The organism is uncultured Phyllobacterium sp., from assembly GCF_902479695.1.
In the GTDB taxonomy this organism is placed as follows: Bacteria; Pseudomonadota; Alphaproteobacteria; order Rhizobiales; family Rhizobiaceae; genus Phyllobacterium; species Phyllobacterium calauticae.
This window is the reverse complement of sequence record NZ_CABSQF010000024.1, coordinates 18,319-39,022: the sequence shown is the minus strand read 5'-3', so window position 1 is coordinate 39,022 and position 20,704 is coordinate 18,319. Positions and strand designations below refer to the sequence as shown.

Here is a 20,704-nt window from a genome sequence, read left to right as displayed (position 1 = left end):
GAAAGAGAGAAAGATGAGTGCTTCAGCGTTGGCGACGTGCCAACTCAGCGAACGAACAATCCTATCTAACGTCAAAAATACATGGTCACATTCGGCGTTGGATAGTTGCATCAAGGCTGTCATCGGTGCGCACGCTCGCGGGCTACTGGATGATGAGTTTGTGGAGTCTGTCTACGGCGCGGTGAATGAGCGTCGGGCGGAACTCTCGGCGGGCCGGAGAGCGCGACCGGTAAAATGGGGCACACCCTTGGCCATCCATTCGAGGCTTACCTTGGAGGAACGGCGTGCGCAGGCGAGAACTCGTAACATCAGTGCGGGTTGGTTCTCAGCGAAGCTCGAAAAGAGCGGGGCAAACGTAGCCGAGATCTATGCGAAGCTTCCTCGTGCCAGTTTTCGAGCGGTATTGCACACGATCTGCGAGCTTAGCGCCCTCGCGCGCGGGCGATGTGACGCTTCCATTGCGACAATAGCTAAAAAGGCGGGGTGCAGCCGATCATCAGTCGAGCAGGCTTTGGCTCATCTGAAATCGAGCGGTTTCATCGTGGTTGAGAGCGGGAAGACGTTGGGTGTAACGTCGATTATACGGCCCGCTCAGGCTTGCTTGATCAAGGTCGTGAACTGGTGCCGCGCTCGACTTGAGCGAATGCAAAAAAAGGACCGGTCTGACCGCCCGGTTTCCGCTGCAAGGGGTACACAAAATACTAGGCAGAAATCAGAATCTTATTTTTTAAATAAAAGATCGAAGACAACAGAGCCGCGCAGAGAAGGTGGGCGGGCCATTGGAGCCGTAGCATTTCCAGCAAGCGGATCGATTTATTTCAGCCATTGGCGTGATCTGGTTAGGGAGCATTCGACAGGCGTCACCCCTGATGCAGATATTGTGGCGAATGCCTTCCGAAAGTTCTGCTCCGAGAAAAATATCCCCCTTGATGCTCCGAAAATCGAAGAGCGGTTTATCAAAATCGTCCAAAGGTTCCGTATTTAGCGTTTTTCCTGCCGACAGGCCGTTCTTATTCAACTCTGCGGGATTGCTCTCAATGCGGCCTGCGGGGGGTTGGATATTGCCGCATTATGCAGTAAATCTTTTTTTGATTTCACAGTGAAATTCAGAGGTCGAGCGAGTGCCAGAGAACGCAAACCCCGATAGCGGAACTCAACTGGCGGTAAATCCGCTGAAAGGTGCCGTCCTCGTTGACCTGTACAAGCCGCTCGCGGTCGAGGATCGCACCGGCCAAGGTTTCGAGAAGACGGCGGCATATGGTGCCGATCATCTCGCGGCGGTTTTGTCCGTCAGAAATTTGAGAATTGCTTTGGCGGCTCTTGCCGCGTGGGAAAGAGGCTAACAGGAGAGAGACGGACATGCGTGCCACAACGAAGGCGACGTTTGCAGGGTTGGCAGTTTCGGCGGCGATTTTTGCGGCCTCACCGGCTTCCGCTCAAGGTGCGGGTGGATGCGGGATCACTCAAGCGGCCGATGCAGCGGTTCAGAGACAGATAGCGCTTCTCGATGCAGCGAAAGTGGATAGCTCCGAGTTTTTTAACGGGGCCAATAGCTGCCTTGGCTCAAACCTGCTCGATTCCCTCGATCTCTCGAACCTGATCCCCACAAGCTTCGATTTCTTGGGCGGGGCGGCGGATCAGTTGATCAATGGTTTGATCCAGAAAGCTCAGCAGCAAGTTTGCCAAGTGCTCAATGACCAACTGCAGAAGGTGGTGGGGAAGATCAACAACAATATGTACCAGTTCGATTCCGTCATGGGAGGACAGATGAATGAGCTGCTTGGCGGTTCAGGGAATAGCGTAACAGAGCTGAAGCTTCCGAGTATTCCTGGCATCGGAAAGTATGACTTCACGCTGGCGTCAATGAGCACCGGCAACGGCATCGACCAGCCGATCATGACCCCGCCTGCCGTGCAGGCTGGAAACAACACGGTGGGTAATGGAACGCAGCCCACCGGCAATACCGGAAACACGAGCAACCCGTTCGGAAATCTCTTCCAGCAGTAAAGGGGATATCCGATGCGAAAAGCAGCAACCGCACTGGTGATTGGCATCGCTTTCGCTGGCACGACGATGCCGGGCGCTGCCAATGCAACGATCATGGAATGGGCGACTAGTTTCGAGCGCTTCATGGCTGGCCTGAAAACGGTTGACCGGCAAGTCTCCAGCTCAGCATCCCAAACACAGCACGTGATCAAGAAATCGGAAGAGGCGGCGGTGAATGCGGAACTTGCGCAAGAGCAGGCGCTCCGTATGGCCGACATCAAAAACCGATATTCGTATGAAACTGGTCAAGGTGAGACATCCTGCGCTGTTGTGGATGCAAGGTCGGGTCTCTCAGGTGTCGATAATTCCGAAAAGAAGATGCTGACCGCTTTCCGGTCATCTGATCAGAAATACCTGAGCAGCGGCGGAAACGCGGCCGCGACAATCAAGAACTCGCTTCTTAAGAGGATCGGACATTACTGCACCGATCAGGAGCGTGCGGCCCTCGGCCCGACATACTGCCAATCGACCGTTCGAAGCGAGCGCAACGCCGGGGATTCGAATGCAGCGCCGTTTCTCGTGAATAGAAATTATGGCGGCGCTGAAGTCGTGACGGCTGCGGACTACATTGATGTCCTCGCCCCACTGCCGACGATCAAGCCTAATGCTGAAGTTGTAGGGGATCGTCTGGAATTGATGAATGCCCGTATGCGCGGCGCGGCGCTTTCAGCGTCCCGTTCGACAATGATGGGCGTGGCGGTGTCGGGTATGGGAGGCGATATGCAATGACCGTTATTTCGAAGAAAAAGGCGGCGTTTTATCTCGCTGCGATTACGATGGCGGGGATTTCGTCCCCTGCGTTTGCCGTGACATGTGCTGTTGAGGCGCATGTAATCCAGCGGACGCTACAGCTCGATACTGCTGTGACGACGCAGATCGTGAAATCGAAGACGTTGCTCATCACGGAAGAGATGCGCCAACGCCAGCTTCTGTTGGCAGCGCTGAAGGTCCTGACGAAACAGGAATCGGGATCGGGTCAGCAAACCTCTACCGTGGTAAAGAAATCTGCTGAAGCGGCAGCAAGCGCAAATGTTGCGCAGAGGCAGGCGTATCAAATTGCCGATGCGAAAGAGCGCTATGGCGTCACGGGCTATGACAGTTGCGGTTTGCAGACAAAGAGCCAGTCTTTCTATGCTGCAAACATGGCAATGGCCGGGAAAGCCGCGTCCTATCGTAATGGCACCTATTTCAAGCCGGGCCAATATGGGTCCCCGAAGGATTGGGCGTCATTGGCGCAAAGCGGCTCGAACTTTGATGCCGAAGCTATATTCAGCGGCAACAGCTCGGCGGCGGCAGAGTATATCAATTTCGTTGCCGGACCCCCGATTGAGAAGCAAGCCGGTGGCGGTGTGGCAGGCGATTTGCAGACCTTCGAAAAGAACAGGAACGATGTTCGTCGTTCGGTCGTGGTGAACGTTTTGTCGTCCATCGCTGCCGAAAATGAGCCGGGTGGCCCGAGAGAAAAGCTGGCCGAGCTGATGAAGCATTGGACAGGTGACGATGGTGGGGTGAAGTGGGCGCAGGCCAGCGCCGACAAGCCGCTGAGAGCCACGCTGCTCGACGCTGTTCGGATTGAAGCCGCAAACATCGCTCTGATGGCTTTTCAGGTCAAAGACAATGCGAGAACGGAACTGGCGCTGTCTTCCTATGCCCTGTCTCGGGTTAACCGAGCTGTGTTCAACGGCAACGAGGGCGTTGTCTCTGTAGGCGCTGGCCAGCGCCGCGCCGGTCTTCAATAGGAGCTGTCCGATGAAAAAGCATAAGCGTTTTGTTCTCGGTTCAGTTGTTCTCGGCGGTAGCATGCTGCTTGGCGCTAATTCGGCCGCTGCGGCATGGTGTGCGATTAGCACTGGATGGATTGCCACCCACGAGCAAGTCGAAAAGCATCTGATCCAAGAAACGCAGATTTTGGAAAATGATGTCGCCAAAGCTGGCTCCGAGACGCTGGAACAGGTCCTCGCAGCGCTCAAGGTGCTCAACCGGCAAACTTCCGGCGAAGGGCAAAGGTTGCAGCAGGCCACCAAGAAGAGCCAAGAGGCTTACGCAAATACCGTAACTGAGCAGATGCGGCGCGAGCGTTTGGTCGCGATCAAGGAAAACTACTCGTATGAGACAGGGCAAGGACCCAATGCATGCGCCCAAGTGGCGTTTTTGCAGAAGGTGACGGGCGCTATTGATGGCACCGGTAGCTCAACCTCGCGTGTTTACAAGCAGATCGACGTATCGCCGGGATCTGTTCCGAGTGTCGCGCAGCAGGCGGCTGACCGGCGAGATCCGCGCTCGACGGACGCCTCGTTGTTGCTCGATGTAAATGCCTCGGAAGAGGATAAGCGAAAAGTAATCCAGCAGCTCGCTGGTTTTGCGGTGGAGAAGCCCACGGGTAATGAGACAGGCACTGTTGGAGGTGAATTCTCGATGCTGCGTGCGCGCGAGGCAGAGGCTTGGCGCTCGCCTGCGCTAGTTTCGTTGGCTGCGGTCGCGGCGATGTCGAATAAGGCCAGCGGGGACGGAGATGGGGCGGGGAGCGTCCTTCAGGCCATGGATGCCTTGATAGACAACTATGGCGGTGGTCCCGCCTATCAAAAATGGACCAATGCTCTTCAGATGCAGTCAGAGCGTGGCCTGATGATCGAACTTAACCGCTTGCGGGCACTTTCGATGCGCCTCCGCACCTACCATTCGGAGTCAGAGGCTCGCAAGGCCGCGGTCGTTGCAGGAATGCTCGCAGCAGAGGCACAGGGATCGAATTGACAGGAAATAAGCCAGCCGAACGCGCAGATCACAACGATAGCCACGAGATAGCGACAGTAGACGTTGATGTGGCTGTCCCGGATAGCGACGGCTATTTCGATGATCAGGATTTCGAGGTCGGCGATGGCGACATCGAAATTACCTATGAGGTAGATGATCCCTCGCGCCCCTCGGCTGCACGGGACATCTACGTTTCAGAGCTGGCAACGGCGGCGAAGCACGAAGAGGCTCGACGCAAATCTGATGTGCAGCTCAATCCAGACAGGATGAAGGCGGCGATCAATGAGGCGTTAGGTCGGATCAGCCGAATGCCGAAGATGCTCTATGCCGCCAAGCAGATTCAGGAAGCCGTGGAGAGGCTGGCTGACGAGCGACTTGCATCGAGCGGATCGAAACATGCGGAGAGCGACTATGACGGTTGATGCGTATTCGAGTGTGGAAGATGACGACGATGCTCCGAGCGCTGCAATGATCGAGAAGCAGGCGAAAGATCAGGTCGGGTTCTCGGATGAGGATGAGATCGGGGAATTCGAGCGATCGGAGCGCGAAACGTCGTTCGAGCAGCCTTCTGTTGCCGCCACGCCGAAGCAAGAGGCTTCGCCGCAGGTGAAAAGGCTGTCAGTTGAGGAATCTACCTCACTGAACATCACCCTCAAGAATGCTGCATATGCAGCGGAAAAAGAGGCGTTCATCGATGGTGAGCCGGGCGGCATGCCAATCGGCGAGTATATTGCGCGAATTGGCTGTGACGCTATTCCTCCCGGCCGCAGCGTCCTTTGGTTCAAAGGTGATGGGCCGGATTCGGGACTCTGGCTTTTCGTTATAGCCCCGAAACCGAAGGGGGCAGTGCAGCCAGGTTATCGGGTCACTCTGGCCTTCGGCAAAGAAAAGGCCGGTGAGATTCAGATGGAGGCGTGTGCCTTGTTGCAGGCACAGGACAAGAACGGCGAGAAGCTGAAGTTCGATAAATGTTGCCTCGTCAAGCACGATGGAACGAAGTTTGCCCCGGCAGGCGTCATAAACGAGCAGGAATTGGTCGGGCGCGTTAGCGACATAGGATTTGGGATCAACCCGTTCAGCTTCGATGAAAGGTGAGGAGAGATGGACCAGAACGCGAAAAAGTGGTTCGATTTCGGCCCCGGCATCTCGCTTTCCTTGAGGCAGAGCGGGGGCCGCTATCTTCTCCGATTGGAGCTAGCGCATAAGCCTAGCCCTGCGGCTGTTGAGAAGGCATACGAAGGCAGATGGGCGATGATCCAGAGCGGTAACGATGGCCGCCCAGCGATCTATGAGCATATGAACGATGTGCGCTCGCTAAATGATGTCGTGACCCGGCTGGAAGCATTCTTTGACAAGGGGCGCATTATGGGGGCACTGAGCGTTACAGCACGGGCGCCAACGAACATTGCGCCTCCCGCTCGATCCTCCCGCGAGGTCACAGATGCGGTGCTGAACGCTTTTGCGGCCGACGCGCCGGTTCCCCTCTTGCAGCATATAAACCGTTCAATCCAGCATGCATATGCGGTGATGGGTGCAAGAGCCGCTGCCGCCAAGCAACTGCCATTTGAGGGGGACGCGTTCGGGGTTTATGACCGCTTAGTAGCCAAGGTTGGTCCTTTACGCGCGGCCGAGACATGGGGAACGGTTCTGCTAGCTGTCTCTACCGGTCGGCATGGATGGCAAGAGAAGCTCGATAGCCTGATGGAATGGGATGCGGGTGGGCGCGAGGCGCAGATCGCGGCCGACACGTCAATCAAGGCAATGGTGGAAGCCATTGCGCGCGAGGTTTCGGTTATCAATGCCACCGGTCTTGCGGAGGTTGATCTTGCCTCATCGCTGCGCGGGCGGCTCGTGGAGGCTGCGGGCGAACGGATTAGTTATCGTGCCTATGATGGAGCGAAATTCCAGCCGAAGGGTGCGCCCGATCTCGGCCCGAACACCTTTACCGTCCAACAGGGATTGTCGCTCGATCTTGCCACTGACGCCAAGGCACGTATTACTCAAGCGCTGTCGGCAGCGGCGAAAGCCTTTGGAATGCCGAGAGATCGCCTTTTCGGCGATGAAACCGTGAAGTTTTTCTTTGCCCCTGATATGGGCCGGGCCGGTGGCTTGGACCGTGGATCGGCAACGCTTTATCGAGCCAACGAAGATATTCAGCTTCACGCAATTCACATTGTGCCGACGCGGCCCGGTGCCCTGATTCACGAGATCGGTCACCAGATACACAATGTTGGCGATAAAGACTTTATCTTGGAAAAGGTTCGCTCCCATAAATTCGCGCAATCCACCAGAAGGATTGTCTCGGCGCTGGAAGAAAAGGGCCTTATCTCTCCGCAGTATGCGGCGTACCTGACCGAACCAGCAGAGATATTTGCGCGGGCATTTGAGGCCCACGTGGCGGCTACGCAATCAATGGAACAGATGGGGGGATCGCTTTCAAGCGTCGGTTCCCCAAGTTTGACGCCTACTGGCGACGAGCTTGCTACCTTCATGTCGAATATGAGGGCCGTGGTGCAGGCAAGTAGGTCTGACCTTGATAGCAAGACACGAGCGCGCCCGGCTGAGCCTAGAAATGCGGCCACACCACGTATGAGTATTTAACGTCTTAGGGGGACACAATGGCTGAGCGGCCGGATATTACAGAGCTTTTCACTCCCGAAGATTATAGTGCGGGCCTCGTATTCCTTCGGCGAATTCTTGGCTGCACGTTCGATTACCTATGGGTGCCGGGTGGTCAAGCGGCTCCGTCTGGCGGTAGCTGCGATAACACCAACGATATTCTGGCGCAGCTCGTCACAACATTGAATTGGGCGATGCTGGCTGTCATCGCTGTCGTTGCCACCTACCTCATATTCGCGGCCCTTAAAGATACGGCAAATGATGGCGAGGCCGGTGGTCGTTCAATGAACCCAAGCTGGACGCTTGTTTTAGCCGGTTTGGGCGCGATCCTCTGCTTCCCGGCCTTCAACGGATACAGCGCGTTGCAAATAGGCACGATGCAGGTGGCCGTATGGTCGTCTGGCCTCGGGGACTCGATGTGGCGCATCGCTGGCGATAAAATGGCAAGTGCCAATGCCGTCAACAAGACGTTCACGAACCTGAATGAGAGCGGCTGGTGGAGTGACGGGGGGGATGGCACCGAATCTGATCTGCGGACTGCTATAACCCAAGCGTTGCAGGCGCGGGTGGGCGGCGAGCTTTGCAAACGTTCGCTGAATAAAAGTCTTGCCAGTATGGCAACGACGAACGGCCAGATTACTCCTGTTTCGGGGGCAGAGGTACGAGACACCCAAGAAGGATTTGCGCAACGGAGCATCTACTTCAAAGCTCCTGCTTCGCTGAATGACAGCATTGGGCTTTGCGGCGGCGTTACGGCTACCTATTCCATTGAAAAATCGGTGCCGAACGCTCAGGCGAACGCGAACGCTGATCCTTCCAACATGGCCATCCAGAACCAGATCGCCAGCACAATCAGCAAATATGCTGCCCGAACAGGTAAGGCCGGTGCCGATGCAATCCTCTCGTCGCTCGATACCGAAGCGCAGAGGTTGACTGACATACTGTACCCTGCAGATGGCATGCGGAAGCGCGGCCCGGCAGAAGTGGACGCTATTGGGCAGTCTATCTCGACGGTTGTGGCGGCGGCTAAGCAAGCCATCAACACTCAGTTTCAGCAATCTGAACCGGAGCTGCGCCAGACAACTGCGCAGGCAATGTCTGCTTCTAATCGAAACGGCTGGTTCTATGCGGTCCTCTACCAGCGTATTCTCGTGAATGCGACCTCTGCCCGCGACGGCATCCGCAAGGGGATATCCGTTTCTGCTACTCCTGCCTCGCGCGATCTGGCGGCAGCTTGGGGCTGCGTGGTCTCCAGCTCGTGGGCCTTCTGGAAATCAACGTGTTCAAATGAACTGGAAGTCTTCTTCAAGCAGTATTCGTCGGACATGGCCAACCTCGATCAGATGTCGGGCACATTCTTGAACAACGCAAACCGAGATAGCGGATTGGGGACGAACTCGTCTGATATCGCGGCTATTCGCGGTGCGGGTATGGGTTGGGGCCGTCTGACCGATTGGGTGCTCGGCATGATGGGCCAGAACAATGAAGGCAACTCTCTGAACGGAGAAGGTTGGGCCGATCCTATCCCGCAACTGCAAACGACGGGCGGTGCGATGCTCGGTGCCGGCGGCGCTCTCGTCGCTGCTGCCAAAGCTGGTGAAATTGCGTCGGAATCGGCGGTGGGGATGGTGAACCCACTGGCGTATATCGGAGGAAAGCTGCTTGAAATGGTGGGTCCCCTCGGCTGGCTATTGGTCGCCATCGGCTTTCTGCTGGCTGTGGTCGTGCCGTACATGCCGCTGATCTACTTCTTTCTCGCCGCACTCTCGTGGTTGATCTTGGCGGTACAGACGATCATCACAGCGCCGTTCTGGCTGATGCAAATGTTCTACCCAAACCGGCAAGGTGGTTTGCAGGGGACGAGCATCGCGCGAGCGTTGATGGTGCTGCTGGCATTGCTGGTGCGCCCGGCTCTCATCATCATCGGACTTATCTTCTGCATGATGCTCATGCGCGTGGGGCTGGATTTCCTCAACATCCTCACACGAAACGCATATGCGGCCATGGCTTATGCTGGACCGGTCAGCGCCGGGGGGCAGTTGGGCAATATCGCGTTGGCAATCGGCGGGTTCATGATCTACGCCTCGGCGGCGGTAGCGCTGGTTTCCATCTGCTGCGGCCTGATCGACGGCGTTGGGGATGCCGTGATGGATGGCGTCGAGGCAGGTATGAGCCGGTTCCTCGGATCGCAAGCGCAGCGCGGCGAAGGGATGCTTGGAAATCCTGCTGCTGCGGCAGCATCGCAGATTGCCATCGGCGGGCGTGGGTCGTTGGCCGGAACTGGCAGTCAGATTGCCCGGATGCGGAACCAGCCTCGCGGGGGCCTTGGCAACGGAGGGAGCAATCCGCCCCGTCGCCTTGGTGGCACAGGGAAGTAGTTGAATGGCGAAGCGCACGAGAGAGTTTGAAGGCGTCGAGCATACAGACGTTGTTCGCTTATCCTCCCGGCGCGAAAGGAGGAAAAGCCTCACCGAATGGGTGAAGGATTGCCACAACGATCCCGCTGACGTTCTCAAGCCCTATTTTGGCTTGGCTGTCATAGCTCTGCTCTTGTCTTGGGCACCATTCTGGCCGGAACTTCTGGCGATTGGCGCGGTATTCCTCGCTCTGTCACAGGGGAGCTATGCCCGTAAGTTGTGGGATGCCCCTTACCGGGTTCCGATGGACCTCGGCAAAAAGGGCTTCAAAGACAAGTCTACAGGCGACGTTGGCGCTGGCGTCATTTACCACGGAGTAGGCCGGGGGGCGTACTCTGGTCAGGAGGTGTGGTCTGCCGCGAAAGACATCCAGACCCACAGAATGGTTCTTGGCGGCACCGGTTCCGGTAAGTCCGAAGAGATATTTGGACTTGTGTTCAATGCCCTTTGCCTGAACAGCGGTGCGATTATGGTTGACGGTAAGGCATCGGCCGATACCCTCAACTCACTGAAGAAAATCACCCGCCTTTTCGGTAGGGATGAGGACTTTCTCACCCTCAACTTCATGATGGGCGCGAAGGATTTTTACGGCCATTCCGAAGTCAAGTTGACCAACACTTTCAACCCCTTTTCGATGGGGTCATCTGACCAGAAAAGCACGCTGATGGAAACATTCATTCCGCCAGCAGAAGGATCGAACAGCGTGTTCGCGCAGCGAGCTATGCAGCTCAACAAGGCGCTTCCCCGGCCTCTGACTTTCCTTCAAGAGCGGGGATATGTTGACTACAATCCGCGACTGCTGACAGAGTTTTTCCAGCTTAATAACGTTGAAAACCTCGTATGGTTTGGCCGCTTCAGGGACAAGCACGGCCGCGTAGTCAGCCTGCCGGATGAAGGCAAGCATGAAGATTTTCTTCGGTTGAAGCAGGCTTGCCAGAGCTTGGAGCAGGTTCTTCTCGATCTGCCGGGCTATAGCCAGGTCATGCCGAAAGAGCCGCCTCCCATGATCGACGCCAACGATACGAAGATTGCGATGGCGCTCCTGTCTGGCGAAAACGAGGTCGAAGCGCTCTCCCGAGAAATGATAGAAAGCTATCGAAAGCTCGCGGGAGGCACGGGCGGCGGCGATCAGAACCAAGCGAACGAAACTTCTCGTGCCGAGGTGTACCGACAGTGGGGTTACATGACGATGAGCCTGTCGGAACCCGCTGCGATGCTGACCTATTCCTTCGGGCATGTGTTTAACGCGCAGGTCGGTGAAATCAACATGAGCGACGTTTTCCTGAACCGTCGCATAGTGTTTGTAATGATCCCCTCGCTCGAAAAAGCTCCACCAAGCACAGCGGCTCTTGGAAAGATCACGGTTGCGGCTGTGAAACAGGTTCTCGGCAACCTGCTCCATAAGCCGCTTGAGGGCGACCGCCGCAGTATTGTGGACGCATCACCTAGCAAATCGAACATGCCCTATCCGCTCATTTTCGATGAGTACGGATATTATGTTGTCGAGGGATTTTCTGTCGCCGCTGCGCAAGCCCGCTCTTTTGGGGTTTCATGCACGTTCGGTATGCAGACGCCCGACTCTCTCGAAAAAGCCTCCCCGCAGGAAGCCCAAGAGACGCTTCAGAATACCACGTTGAGGCATATTGGCCGTTTCGTCGGGGGCGAAGACAGCAACACATTTAAGCTGATCCGGGGGTGGGGATCCAAAGTGATGACCCCTGTTTCGAGAGGGATGAAGGTTGATCAGCGCGCTGCCTTCAAGACCACCCGTTTGAGTGATGAGGTCAGTTACGAAGAAGAGGACGTGATCAAATATGCCGACATCGCAGGGCAGCAAGACGGCCAATTCCATTTGATCGTAGGCACGCAGACGCGGGAAGGTCGGATTCGACGTGGTGAGAGCCGGACGATCCGCTATACCGCTTTCTATACCGGTGGGGTCCCTGAAGTCACAGAATGGCGGCTAAACCATTTTGTGCCGGTAAAATCTCGTGATCCTGAATCGATAGAAGCAATTCGCAAGCGTGATCGCCAAGAGAAGATGCTTGAGGAGCTGAGCGCGGAAGGCATCAAAGAGTGGTCATTTACGCAGGCTGATCCGACGAGGCGATATCTCGACCATAAGGATCGTGACGGCATTGCGGTTCTGCTCCGTGATATTCTTACGACGCTTTCAAGTGTGATCCGCGATGAGCGGTTTAGAAGGAGCAAGCCAAAGGCTGATACGCCTATCGAGGTTGTGGCTGAAACCCTGAAAAATATGCTGGAAAGCGGCATCGTTTCGCAGGGGCAGCTCGATGCTGCAATTGTCGAAAGCCTCGCCGCGCTAGACAGCAGCAGCGGCGCTATCTCGGTAAACCGCGAGATCGACCAATTGGAGGATGCGCTGAAGGCGCGCTACGCGGATAGCATTTCCAGCGCAGGGTTGTCGGCAACGGATAGCGAGCTGGCAATGGCGGCGTTTGGTGTCTTGATTGACCAGCCTTTGCGTGTGGCAAGGCGTACAGCTCTTCGCAACAATTCCATTCGAGCGGCGACTTTGAATACAGGGGCGCTTTTGGCTGCTGCTGAGTGAGGACTTTAACTCGTGAGCGACCTAAAATCCTTGATATGATTGGGGATTTGACATATATTTAGAAACGGAAATTAATGTCGAATTTTTTGCAGGAGGTTAAGGTGTTGGAATTCTTCGGAAAAAAACCAAAGCCCCAGATGCGTGCTGCGGATGTTCGCGACCTCTATAATGCAAGCCTCTTTAATGGCCTGACGCTTGTAGAAGGAAATGCAACGGCAGAAGGTACGTTGACGAACCTCCTGATCCAAGGCGAATGCGCAAGGCTTACTCTGGTCGATCTGCTGGAGGAAACCCGTGCTCTTCACGAGACGCAAAAGGCGCTTCTGGAAGAGATGAGAGCCGCCCGACTGGCGAATGACTCTCGGAACGCCGCATAAAATAATTCTGCAACTTGCGAGAGACGGAAGGCACCTGCCATATAGGCCGGTGCCTTTTTTATTTGGGGTGGAATCATTGGACAGGAGAGGACATGCAAATGAAACGAATAGCTATTTTGATTATTTGCGGACTGCTTGCTGGCTGCGGAGATAAGGGGCCGAGTCACGCGGAAATTGAAGGAGCTGTGATGAGCCGCATGGCACAGCAGTATCAGGAGGCCGTACAAGCGTATGGTGCCGCCGCCGCCGAGTGGCATGTTATCCCGCCTCAGGCTGTGAAGATCGTTTCAATCGACAATATCCGGTCTCAGGATGACGCAACCTATCTTGCCGATGTGACCCTAGAGCGCGTCAAAACGGGCGCGAAGGATACTCGGGCCTTGAGTCTGCGGATGATCGAGGGCGCTTGGCGCGTCGTCAGCCAGTAGGACAGCGGCGCGAGGTCTCGTGAAGCGAGACACATTTACAACTGCCCGGAAATGTTTGATAGAAAAATTGATTCTAAAATCGTTGTCGTTTAAGGTGGCGACGGTTGATTTGTAGATGGCTTTCGCTCGATGGCGAAAACCGGTTTATCGGGTTCTAACAACGGGATTGTCATGGCTGAGACCACGTCATCGAAGGAAAGCGTTTCGGGAACGCAGAAGATTATCATTCAGGGAATTTGGGCTACGGCATTCGTTGGCGTAGCCTGCTTGGGGGTCTTTGTTTTACCGAAGCAGTTTGCGCCGCAGAGCGCACCGCCCATGATGAACGGCTACCAGCCTCAGCCGGGCCAATATCCGCAGCAATCGCAGGGCCAGTATCCGCAGTTTCCGGGGCAGCAGCCGGGCTTCTATCCGCAGCCGGGTCAGTATCCACAGCAACCTCAGTATCAGGCGCAACAATTCCCGTTGCAGCAGCCTTACCAGCCTCCGCAGGTCCAATACCAGCAGCAGCCGGTACAGCAGCAACCGGTGCAGCAAACTCAGCAGACGCAGCAGGCTCAGCCGAACGCCATCGCATCGGCGCAACCCATTACCCGGCAAGGGGTCGATTCCGGGTATGAAATTGCCGACCTGAATGTAGCAAACCAATTGCTGACCGGCCTAGCCTCACTGGCGAGCATTTCCGACACGCCTGCCGGTCAGCAGGCGAGCGAGAAGAACACCATTGTCATGTTCTTCGATCCTCGGTGCCCGTATTGCCAAGCAGCTCATAAGGCGTTGTCAGGCAAGTACCCGATCCGTTTTGTGCCGGTGAGCGTGCTCGGCGATCAGGCCACACAGCTTGATGCGTTGCCGGGCATTCGGGGTGTCCTGAAACAACAGGATAAGGTCAAGGCGCTTCACAATCTGATGGCACAGCAGACGCAAGGTCTCGACATGTCGCCGGATGCCAACCTCGACAAAGAGGTCAACCAGAACTTCGAGGTTTGGCTGACGCTGGCGGCAAATCTGCCTGATCGTGCTCCAGCAGTACCGCTTTTCGTGGTGCCGAAAGCTTCTGGCAAAGTCGCCGTTCTCAAGGGGTGGGACAATTCCATGATGCCGGTTGTCGATGCTCTCCTGAAGGAATGAGGGTCGCCAATGGGGCTTTTCGATAAGAAGAAGAAATTCAGTGAGGTAAGGGTGCCAAAGTTCGCTTTGGCTACTCTTCCCGATCCGGTCGCGCCTTCTATCGCGCGTGAACAGATTATCGCCAAGCAGCAACAGCTTACGATCTTATGGACGGCGCTGATCGTGGGGACGCTCGCAGTGCTGTTATTCGGATATGTTTTACAGGCAAATGCGGTGACTGAACCTTACGTCGCCGATGGCGGGGTTTTTGGTTGCCCGGTGCCGATTTTGCAGGGGAATACGGCGCGGTGAAGTCGAAAGAGGCTATTTTAGAAGACAATGCAGCGATGGCCGCGATCTTGCGGAACATGCGCGTTTTCACGCTGCTTTTGGCAGTTGCCGTTGTTCTGATCTATGTTCATCTGGCGCAAATTCTTTATGCGCGGTTCGTAAAATTCCCGGCAACTGCCTTCTTGGGCACGACTGATGCTCAGTCAGTGTGTGCGCCTATCGGCCTTGATGAGCCGATGGTGGCAGACGCGACCGCTCGCGACTTTGCGGTAAACGCGATCCGCATGATCCAAACCTACGATTGGACTTCTTGGCGCGACCAGATCAACAGCAGCACGTCGCTTTATATGACGCTTGAAGGCCGCAACAATTATCGTCTTTCGGTCAGCGAGTGGGGCATCATCAAGGATGTCGTCGCGAAATATCAGAACGCTACCGCAACCCAACGCGGTCCCGCAGTGATATCGAGGCAAGGGCCAACTCGACAGCCGGACGGTACGTCTCGCTATGAGTGGGAAATCGTCGTCCCAATGACGCTGATCTACCGGAACTCGCAGGATCGTCGGTCGGAAAACCGTGATTTCTATGCAACGATCGTTCGTACTCACAAATCCCCTCTTAATCCAAAGGGTATTGCGATTGGTCGCCTTGTCTCGACGCAGCCAGTCGAAGAAGGGGGGCGTCCATGAAAGGTGTCGAGATCTACCGCTTTGCGATTATAGGTCTTGGCGGTCTCTTTGGCCTTGGTGTCGTTGCGAGCTTCGCGATGACGGCCGACACCTATCTGATGAAACCTGTCACGCAATTTGTCTGGCGTGAGCAGGGCACCGGCAGCTCGTGCAACGCGACGGTCCTGAAAGAAGCTGCGATCAGTCAAGCGAGGCTTATTGATTTCGCTTCTGATGCCGCAGTCGCGGTCAATTCATACGACTACTATAATCAGGCGACGATCATCGGTTCGGCTCTGAGGCAGTATTTCACGCCTTCTGGCCAAAACTCCTATGTTCAGGAAGTGAACCGTACCGGCTCCCCTATCGCCTTTAGAGAGAACTTCGTTACGCAAACAGCTTACCGATCCGGCGTTCCGAACATCAAAGAGGTCGGCTTTTTGCAGGGACGCCGTTTTTGGCGAGTGGAAGTCCCTATCGTTCAATTTCAGCAGTCAAACGTGGACACGAGGCGGTCGGACATATTGCTGACGATGCTGATTGTTGCGCTTCGGCCCTCCGAGGCCAACCCGAACGGGATCGGGATAGACAGCATCAGCGCCACACAGAATTTCAACAAGAACGAGTCTTGATGGAGCAGGGCATGAAGATGAAGACCAAAGGGGTTCCGGTAGCGCTGCTACTCTCCGTCATGATGGGAGGCGCGGCTGTCGCGCAAGAACAGCAACAGCAGGACATCAATGCGCCGGTTGGTGAGCAAGGGATACCTCGGCAGGACCCCGGCCAGTATCAGCAGCAGCCAGGTACGCAGACCTATTCGCAGCAACCGAACCTTCCAGCCCGCGAACTCACGCGGGAAGAGTTGGACAAAATCAGGCAAGGGATGGTGGATCGGACCGAAGGCATGATCCTCAAGCCCAACGAGGTCGGCCGCATCAGGGACGCCACGCTAGGTTCTCAGAGTGCTGCTGTCCGGCCGACTTACTCGACCGATCCATACCCGAGCGCATTGCCTCGGGTTGTGAACGCCGCAAAGACACCAATGCAGACGCCTCCCACGGTGCGGATGGCCTTTGGTCTTACGACTCCTGTCACCTTCGTTGACAGCGATGGCTATCCGTGGCCGGTGGCGAACGTAACGTATAACCCGCAGATGCTGGCGCAGGATGGGGCAGGATGCGGAAACGCTACAGGCGCTCAGGCGAGCGAAGCCGGTGAGCGGCCTACCACGATCAACCTTACTCCCTGCTATTTCGAGGTGTTTGGCAACATCAACGTGGCGCTTGATAAGTGGCCATATCCCATCGTGTTGTTGACGCAATCCGGCTTCCGGCCGCAGGGCGGTCAGAAGGTGAGTATCGACATGCCTTTGACTGTCGTGATCGAGGGGCGGTCTCCGCTCGCTGAAAAAGTGAGGCCGGTTTCTCTGAAGGGGCGGAATGCGCCGAGCGGCAGGAATGTCGCCAGAAGGCCGGTGCCGCAGAGCGACTTGGCAACCTATATCATCGGTAGGATACCGGCCGGGGCAAGGTCAGTAGCCTTGGAGGGTGCGCCTGATCTACGTGGCTATACCACGCCTAACGGTGATCTGGTCGTCGTCGGTCATGTTGAAATGCTCACTCCGCAGTTCGCGCAAAAGGTCCCCACACCGGATGGGGAGACGGCCTATAGGTTCAATGGGCTACCTTATCGCGTGCTTTTCTCCGACAGATCGGGCGTGGAGCGCCCCGCAACGGTTCGATACTAAGAGGGGTTGACCATGAATAAGCTCGTTATTGGCGCAGCAGGGGCATTGGTCGTTGCTATCGGAGCCGGGGCCTTCATGCTTTCGGGGCAAACGGCACCTGACCGTGGCGCTGGCACAGCCAGCAATCTTCCGAATGGCCAAAATGTGCCGCGAAACGATCAAATGACGCCGGTTGATACAAACGAGGCCAACAGGCGCGCTACCGTCAACAATGAGGACGCGCAGCAAGCTCGCCAAGGCGGAAGGGATTATCAAGCTCCTACCGTGATTACCGGGGTAGGCCCGGCTGACAAGGGCGAAGAACCTGTTGTTCCGCCAGAGAAGAAGGCCGAGCCGGAAGAGCGCGTCATCAAGGAGACCACGGAAAGAACCGTCTATGTGACGCAGGTTCCGGTGCAGCAGCCCGTATCGGATCAGGCCGCTAGAGCAGCCATTCAGGCACAGATCGATGCGCTTGCTCGTGGTGGCAACGGGAATGGGGGGAATGCGCCCCGCGTTCAGATGGCAACGCAAAAATACAAAGCACCGGAAGTCAAGGAAGAGAAACAGGCAGGGCCAGTAGCAAAGCCGCAGCCCAAAATGGTGATGCTGGCCCGCACTGGCGATGTTATTTTCGCGCGTCTGGATCGGGCTTTCAATTCCGACGATCCGGGCGCTCCGATTATCGTGTCGCTCGATGACGTGATCTACGACCCGGCTAGAGGCACGCGTAATGGGCCGTTGACGGGCATGCGCCTCGTGGGCCAGATCAGCTACTCCGACAATCAGGCGGCGATCTCCTTCAATCAGATCGTCACCAACACAGGTGCTCAATTTCCGGTGACGGCAATTGCCGTGTCGGAAACGCAGGCCCGCACCGGAATTGCAGCAGACGTAGATAAACACACGTTGCAGCGATACAGCGGGCTGTTTCTGTCTTCTATCCTGCAAGGCGTCGGTCAGGTCGGCCAGCAGCTCGTCCAGAATAACAGGACCGTTGCGGTTAGCGATGGTGTCATCGTATCTGGCCGGGAGCCTGTGAACTATGGACAGGCAGCTCTCGCCGCATTGCAGCCGCTTGGCCAGAACCTTTCACAAGCCGCAGCCAGCAATTTCAGCCGCCCCCCTACGATGTCGGCTCCGGCCGGGATGGGCTTGGGCGTCGTCTTCTTGGCGCCAGTGGTGATCCCGCAAGGGGTGCGATAAACCCGTGGGAGGGCCGAGATGAACCCAAATAACCAGAACCTAGAGACCATGGGGCAATCGTTTTATGAGTTTCTGGCATCAGCCGGAAACTTGATCCCCGTGATCTTTGCCCTTCTGAGCTTGGTCATTTGCCTGAAAACCGGCGTCAATATCTGGCTGATGGTTCAGAGCGAAAATGACGGTTTCACCGGCCACGGTGAGCAAACCGTGTACGGCCAAGTGATTGCCTTTGTCTTTGGTGCCCTGCTTGGGATTTCTGCTGTCGTCACCTACGCGCTTTCCAGCATGTGGGGATAGCCTTTCCGGCTATCGGTAACTTGTGCGTTTTGGAGGTCTGCCCATGGCGTTAGAGCCAGAAAACCGGGAAGAGGTCGAACGAGGAAAGCATGTTCTTGCCGAACTAGCATCGGCAAGGTCGCATGTCACAGAACCGGCGCTCAACGCAACCACGAGGGATGAAGCGGTCATTAAGCTTCACGACGCCGTTGTCGCCGCGAAGGCGGAGGCGAGATCCGGCAATCGCTATGTGCTCGATCATGCGAAGCGATATCCCACGGAATACGGTTTCCTTGACGATGGATTTGACGAGGAAAGTGAGGTTCGCGCGTATGAGCGGGCCGTTGAGGCTTTTGGCGAACAGAATGTAGCCGTGGTCAACGGCATTCTGGAAGAAATCGATTCCCTTTATCAGTCGTCTACCGACATCGAGCGTCCTGAACCGTCTTACGACGCTGAGACAGGCTCGTACATGTACAATGCTGATGGGGAAGATCAGGGATGGCGGGAGAGTGCTCGCGCTGACATCGAGCGTAGAGTTGATGCGGCTTGGCAGCGGCTGATGGCACTTCACGATGACGGTAACGGATATGTCGAGCAGGCCGCTCAGAGCAATGCGGAGCTTTTCGCTCGCATGGTTGAACGGAAGGCTGCGATGGAAGATGCGCGGCAGAATGTGCCCGGCAGTTGGGAAAATCCGATCCAGATCGGCCACAGCATCGAGCAGCAACTGAGGTACGCGGCGAGCGGCGAGGCCCGACCCCAATCTACCGTCGAAGGAGATGCCATGAAAAATCCAGAACCCGTTCCGGGCAGTTGGGAAAACCCGATCCAGATCGGCCATAGCATCGAGCTACAGCAGACCTATGCGGCCAGCAAAAGCCTCGAACCTTCGCGGGAACGCCGGGTAATTCACGACGCCAAGCCCGATTCAGTCGAGATGTTCCGCGAGCTTTATCAGGATGTGGTTCGGACGGGCGATAGTTTTCCAATTGGAGCGCTTGAGCGCCATGCAGAGGGCCGATTGCAGCAGACCTATGCCGCACTGGTGCTGATCGAGAACGCAAGGGCTGCTGGTATCATACCAGAGAATTCGAAATTCGTTGCGACCGGCGCAAAGGTGCAAGACAAACGCGCCAGTAAGGCATATCCGGCCGCGCACAGGCTCCCGGCCGATCTATCGATTCAAGCTTCTGATGGCTCTCTTCGCCGACTGACGGATCATCTGACTGTCGATCTTGATCGCATATGGGTCGATAAAAACATTTTTGCTCCCACAGACCGCATTCATCGTCTTGCGAACGTCGCCGATCAGTGGGTGGAAGACGGTGGCATGAAGACAGCCTTCGTCAACGCTGCAAATGCCGTTTCGAGCGGCAAGCTGACGGCAGAGGAAGCGCTGGAAGATATCGTGCAGCCGGGTTATGCCGCCGCTCATGCGCGAGCGCTCGAAAAGGTCGAACGCAATTTCACGCTCATCGAGCGGCAAGCACTCTCGCAGAGGATCGTAGATCAGCACGGCCAGCCTTATCGGAAGGTGCCAGAGCCTACGGTCCTGAAAATCAAAGGCTTGGAGGAACGCGCTGCCGCGAAAGATGTGATGGAGCGCACGCTTAAAGCCTATAGCCGCATGGAAGAGCTTTCGCCGTCCCTCCGGATGAAGAGTAATCTGGCGGTGAATGGCATCATCGACAATGAAATTCGGCTCCGAGAGCATGGACCCAATTCCCGTCGCGCACTTGCTCCGGGTGAGGCGATGGTTGAAGCCCGCCGTGCCGCTGGTGAGGCCAATACGGCCCTTACGAAACAGATGGATGAGATCATCCAGCTTGGAAATAAGGCGTCTGCTGCTGCTGCCGCAGCCTCCGATCCGTCTCGACCCATGGAAGCCCGAATGCGGGCAATGGGCGATGCTGGCGCTTATGGCGAGGCAATGAAAACCGCATGGGCCAAGTTGCAGAACGAGACCGGCCCGCAAGTTGTCAAAGGGTTATCTGAACGTCTTGAACGGTGTGGACCGCACGCGGGAGGGCATCTGGCGGCTGTTAGATCGCGCCTCGCCTCGCCTCCAAAAGAGGTTCTGCAGGCGGCAAACCAGATTGAAGACGCACAGGAGAAACTACAGCGCGCCAACCGTAGCCAGGTCGATTTCGGACAGCAGAATTCGGTTCGCCAGTCGTTTGGCCAGAGGCCAACGCCATCGATGGAGTAACG

Annotated in this window: 21 protein-coding genes; 20 read left to right on the top strand and 1 reads right to left on the bottom strand. The window is 56.2% G+C overall.

Annotated elements, in window-relative coordinates; genetic code table 11:
* Window positions 1-13 precede the first annotated feature (13 nt).
* Window positions 14-985: a helix-turn-helix domain-containing protein gene (locus tag RDL77_RS15400; RefSeq protein WP_130519756.1), complete on the top strand. Its 972-nt coding sequence runs from the start codon at window positions 14-16 to the stop codon at window positions 983-985.
* 121 nt (window positions 986-1,106) lie between these two features.
* Here the strand turns inward: RDL77_RS15400 and RDL77_RS15395 are convergent, their stop codons facing one another.
* Window positions 1,107-1,361 carry a hypothetical protein gene (locus tag RDL77_RS15395; RefSeq protein WP_130519754.1) on the bottom strand — a complete coding sequence of 85 codons (255 nt, stop codon included), beginning with the start codon at window positions 1,359-1,361 and terminating at the stop codon, window positions 1,107-1,109.
* Here RDL77_RS15395 and RDL77_RS15390 point away from each other — a divergent pair.
* The 19 genes from RDL77_RS15390 (at window position 1,360) to RDL77_RS15300 (ending at window position 20,702) form a co-directional block, all read left to right on the top strand.
* Window positions 1,360-2,007: a hypothetical protein gene (locus RDL77_RS15390; RefSeq protein WP_130519752.1), complete on the top strand. Its 648-nt coding sequence runs from the start codon at window positions 1,360-1,362 to the stop codon at window positions 2,005-2,007. The genes RDL77_RS15395 and RDL77_RS15390 overlap by 2 nt on opposite strands.
* 12 nt (window positions 2,008-2,019) lie before the next feature.
* Window positions 2,020-2,775: a hypothetical protein gene (locus tag RDL77_RS15385; RefSeq protein WP_130519750.1), complete on the top strand. Its 756-nt coding sequence runs from the start codon at window positions 2,020-2,022 to the stop codon at window positions 2,773-2,775.
* Window positions 2,772-3,785 carry a hypothetical protein gene (locus RDL77_RS15380; RefSeq protein WP_130519748.1) on the top strand — a complete coding sequence of 338 codons (1,014 nt, stop codon included), beginning with the start codon at window positions 2,772-2,774 and terminating at the stop codon, window positions 3,783-3,785. Before RDL77_RS15385 ends, RDL77_RS15380 begins: the two co-directional genes overlap by 4 nt.
* Window positions 3,786-3,795: 10 nt before the next feature.
* Window positions 3,796-4,797: a hypothetical protein gene (locus RDL77_RS15375; protein ID WP_130519745.1), complete on the top strand. Its 1,002-nt coding sequence runs from the start codon at window positions 3,796-3,798 to the stop codon at window positions 4,795-4,797.
* Window positions 4,798-4,865: 68 nt separating this feature from the next.
* On the top strand, window positions 4,866-5,219 hold the full coding sequence (locus RDL77_RS15370) for a hypothetical protein (protein WP_164056735.1): 354 nt from the start codon (window positions 4,866-4,868) through the stop codon (window positions 5,217-5,219).
* Window positions 5,209-5,892: a hypothetical protein gene (locus tag RDL77_RS15365; RefSeq protein WP_130519741.1), complete on the top strand. Its 684-nt coding sequence runs from the start codon at window positions 5,209-5,211 to the stop codon at window positions 5,890-5,892. The genes RDL77_RS15370 and RDL77_RS15365 overlap by 11 nt, the downstream gene beginning before the upstream one ends.
* A 6-nt stretch (window positions 5,893-5,898) precedes the next feature.
* A complete protein-coding gene (locus RDL77_RS15360; RefSeq protein ID WP_130519739.1) occupies window positions 5,899-7,398 on the top strand; it encodes a hypothetical protein in 1,500 nt (499 codons plus the stop codon).
* Window positions 7,399-7,415: 17 nt separating this feature from the next.
* On the top strand, window positions 7,416-9,794 hold the full coding sequence (locus RDL77_RS15355; protein ID WP_130519737.1) for a DotA/TraY family protein: 2,379 nt from the start codon (window positions 7,416-7,418) through the stop codon (window positions 9,792-9,794).
* A gap of 4 nt (window positions 9,795-9,798) precedes the next feature.
* Window positions 9,799-12,408: a hypothetical protein gene (locus RDL77_RS15350; RefSeq protein WP_130519735.1), complete on the top strand. Its 2,610-nt coding sequence runs from the start codon at window positions 9,799-9,801 to the stop codon at window positions 12,406-12,408.
* 101 nt (window positions 12,409-12,509) lie between these two features.
* Window positions 12,510-12,785 carry a hypothetical protein gene (locus RDL77_RS15345; RefSeq protein ID WP_130519733.1) on the top strand — a complete coding sequence of 92 codons (276 nt, stop codon included), beginning with the start codon at window positions 12,510-12,512 and terminating at the stop codon, window positions 12,783-12,785.
* A 92-nt stretch (window positions 12,786-12,877) separates the two neighbouring features.
* A complete protein-coding gene (locus tag RDL77_RS15340) occupies window positions 12,878-13,213 on the top strand; it encodes a hypothetical protein (protein ID WP_130519731.1) in 336 nt (111 codons plus the stop codon).
* Between the two features lie 171 nt (window positions 13,214-13,384).
* On the top strand, window positions 13,385-14,344 hold the full coding sequence (locus RDL77_RS15335; RefSeq protein ID WP_207900515.1) for a hypothetical protein: 960 nt from the start codon (window positions 13,385-13,387) through the stop codon (window positions 14,342-14,344).
* Window positions 14,345-14,353: 9 nt separating this feature from the next.
* Window positions 14,354-14,635: a hypothetical protein gene (locus RDL77_RS15330; protein ID WP_130519729.1), complete on the top strand. Its 282-nt coding sequence runs from the start codon at window positions 14,354-14,356 to the stop codon at window positions 14,633-14,635.
* Window positions 14,596-15,303 carry a DotI/IcmL/TraM family protein gene (locus RDL77_RS15325; protein WP_164057009.1) on the top strand — a complete coding sequence of 236 codons (708 nt, stop codon included), beginning with the start codon at window positions 14,596-14,598 and terminating at the stop codon, window positions 15,301-15,303. The genes RDL77_RS15330 and RDL77_RS15325 overlap by 40 nt, the downstream gene beginning before the upstream one ends.
* A complete protein-coding gene (locus tag RDL77_RS15320) occupies window positions 15,300-15,914 on the top strand; it encodes a DotI/IcmL family type IV secretion protein (protein WP_130519725.1) in 615 nt (204 codons plus the stop codon). Before RDL77_RS15325 ends, RDL77_RS15320 begins: the two co-directional genes overlap by 4 nt.
* An 11-nt stretch (window positions 15,915-15,925) precedes the next feature.
* Window positions 15,926-17,029 carry a DotH/IcmK family type IV secretion protein gene (locus RDL77_RS15315; protein WP_164057010.1) on the top strand — a complete coding sequence of 368 codons (1,104 nt, stop codon included), beginning with the start codon at window positions 15,926-15,928 and terminating at the stop codon, window positions 17,027-17,029.
* Between the two features lie 12 nt (window positions 17,030-17,041).
* Entirely contained in the window at window positions 17,042-18,214 is a 1,173-nt protein-coding gene (locus RDL77_RS15310; RefSeq protein WP_130519722.1) for a DotG/IcmE/VirB10 family protein, read from the top strand.
* An 18-nt stretch (window positions 18,215-18,232) separates the two neighbouring features.
* Entirely contained in the window at window positions 18,233-18,511 is a 279-nt protein-coding gene (locus tag RDL77_RS15305) for a hypothetical protein (RefSeq protein ID WP_130519720.1), read from the top strand.
* Between the two features lie 43 nt (window positions 18,512-18,554).
* The gene (locus RDL77_RS15300; protein ID WP_130519718.1) at window positions 18,555-20,702 is read left to right on the top strand and encodes a hypothetical protein; all 2,148 of its coding nucleotides are present in this window, start codon (window positions 18,555-18,557) and stop codon (window positions 20,700-20,702) included.
* Window positions 20,703-20,704 lie beyond the last annotated feature (2 nt).

Excerpts from the sequence above, each read along its gene's own strand:
- RDL77_RS15400 (WP_130519756.1), top strand. The coding sequence starts at position 14 with ATGAGTGCTTCAGCGTTGGCGACGTGCCAACTCAGCGAACGAACAATC.
- RDL77_RS15390 (WP_130519752.1), top strand. The coding sequence starts at position 1,360 with ATGCGTGCCACAACGAAGGCGACGTTTGCAGGGTTGGCAGTTTCGGCG.
- RDL77_RS15395 (WP_130519754.1), bottom strand. The coding sequence starts at position 1,361 with ATGTCCGTCTCTCTCCTGTTAGCCTCTTTCCCACGCGGCAAGAGCCGC.
- RDL77_RS15385 (WP_130519750.1), top strand. The coding sequence starts at position 2,020 with ATGCGAAAAGCAGCAACCGCACTGGTGATTGGCATCGCTTTCGCTGGC.
- RDL77_RS15380 (WP_130519748.1), top strand. The coding sequence starts at position 2,772 with ATGACCGTTATTTCGAAGAAAAAGGCGGCGTTTTATCTCGCTGCGATT.
- RDL77_RS15375 (WP_130519745.1), top strand. The coding sequence starts at position 3,796 with ATGAAAAAGCATAAGCGTTTTGTTCTCGGTTCAGTTGTTCTCGGCGGT.
- RDL77_RS15365 (WP_130519741.1), top strand. The coding sequence starts at position 5,209 with ATGACGGTTGATGCGTATTCGAGTGTGGAAGATGACGACGATGCTCCG.
- RDL77_RS15360 (WP_130519739.1), top strand. The coding sequence starts at position 5,899 with ATGGACCAGAACGCGAAAAAGTGGTTCGATTTCGGCCCCGGCATCTCG.
- RDL77_RS15355 (WP_130519737.1), top strand. The coding sequence starts at position 7,416 with ATGGCTGAGCGGCCGGATATTACAGAGCTTTTCACTCCCGAAGATTAT.
- RDL77_RS15350 (WP_130519735.1), top strand. The coding sequence starts at position 9,799 with ATGGCGAAGCGCACGAGAGAGTTTGAAGGCGTCGAGCATACAGACGTT.
- RDL77_RS15340 (WP_130519731.1), top strand. The coding sequence starts at position 12,878 with ATGCAAATGAAACGAATAGCTATTTTGATTATTTGCGGACTGCTTGCT.
- RDL77_RS15335 (WP_207900515.1), top strand. The coding sequence starts at position 13,385 with ATGGCTGAGACCACGTCATCGAAGGAAAGCGTTTCGGGAACGCAGAAG.
- RDL77_RS15330 (WP_130519729.1), top strand. The coding sequence starts at position 14,354 with ATGGGGCTTTTCGATAAGAAGAAGAAATTCAGTGAGGTAAGGGTGCCA.
- RDL77_RS15320 (WP_130519725.1), top strand. The coding sequence starts at position 15,300 with ATGAAAGGTGTCGAGATCTACCGCTTTGCGATTATAGGTCTTGGCGGT.
- RDL77_RS15315 (WP_164057010.1), top strand. The coding sequence starts at position 15,926 with ATGAAGATGAAGACCAAAGGGGTTCCGGTAGCGCTGCTACTCTCCGTC.
- RDL77_RS15310 (WP_130519722.1), top strand. The coding sequence starts at position 17,042 with ATGAATAAGCTCGTTATTGGCGCAGCAGGGGCATTGGTCGTTGCTATC.
- RDL77_RS15305 (WP_130519720.1), top strand. The coding sequence starts at position 18,233 with ATGAACCCAAATAACCAGAACCTAGAGACCATGGGGCAATCGTTTTAT.
- RDL77_RS15300 (WP_130519718.1), top strand. The coding sequence starts at position 18,555 with ATGGCGTTAGAGCCAGAAAACCGGGAAGAGGTCGAACGAGGAAAGCAT.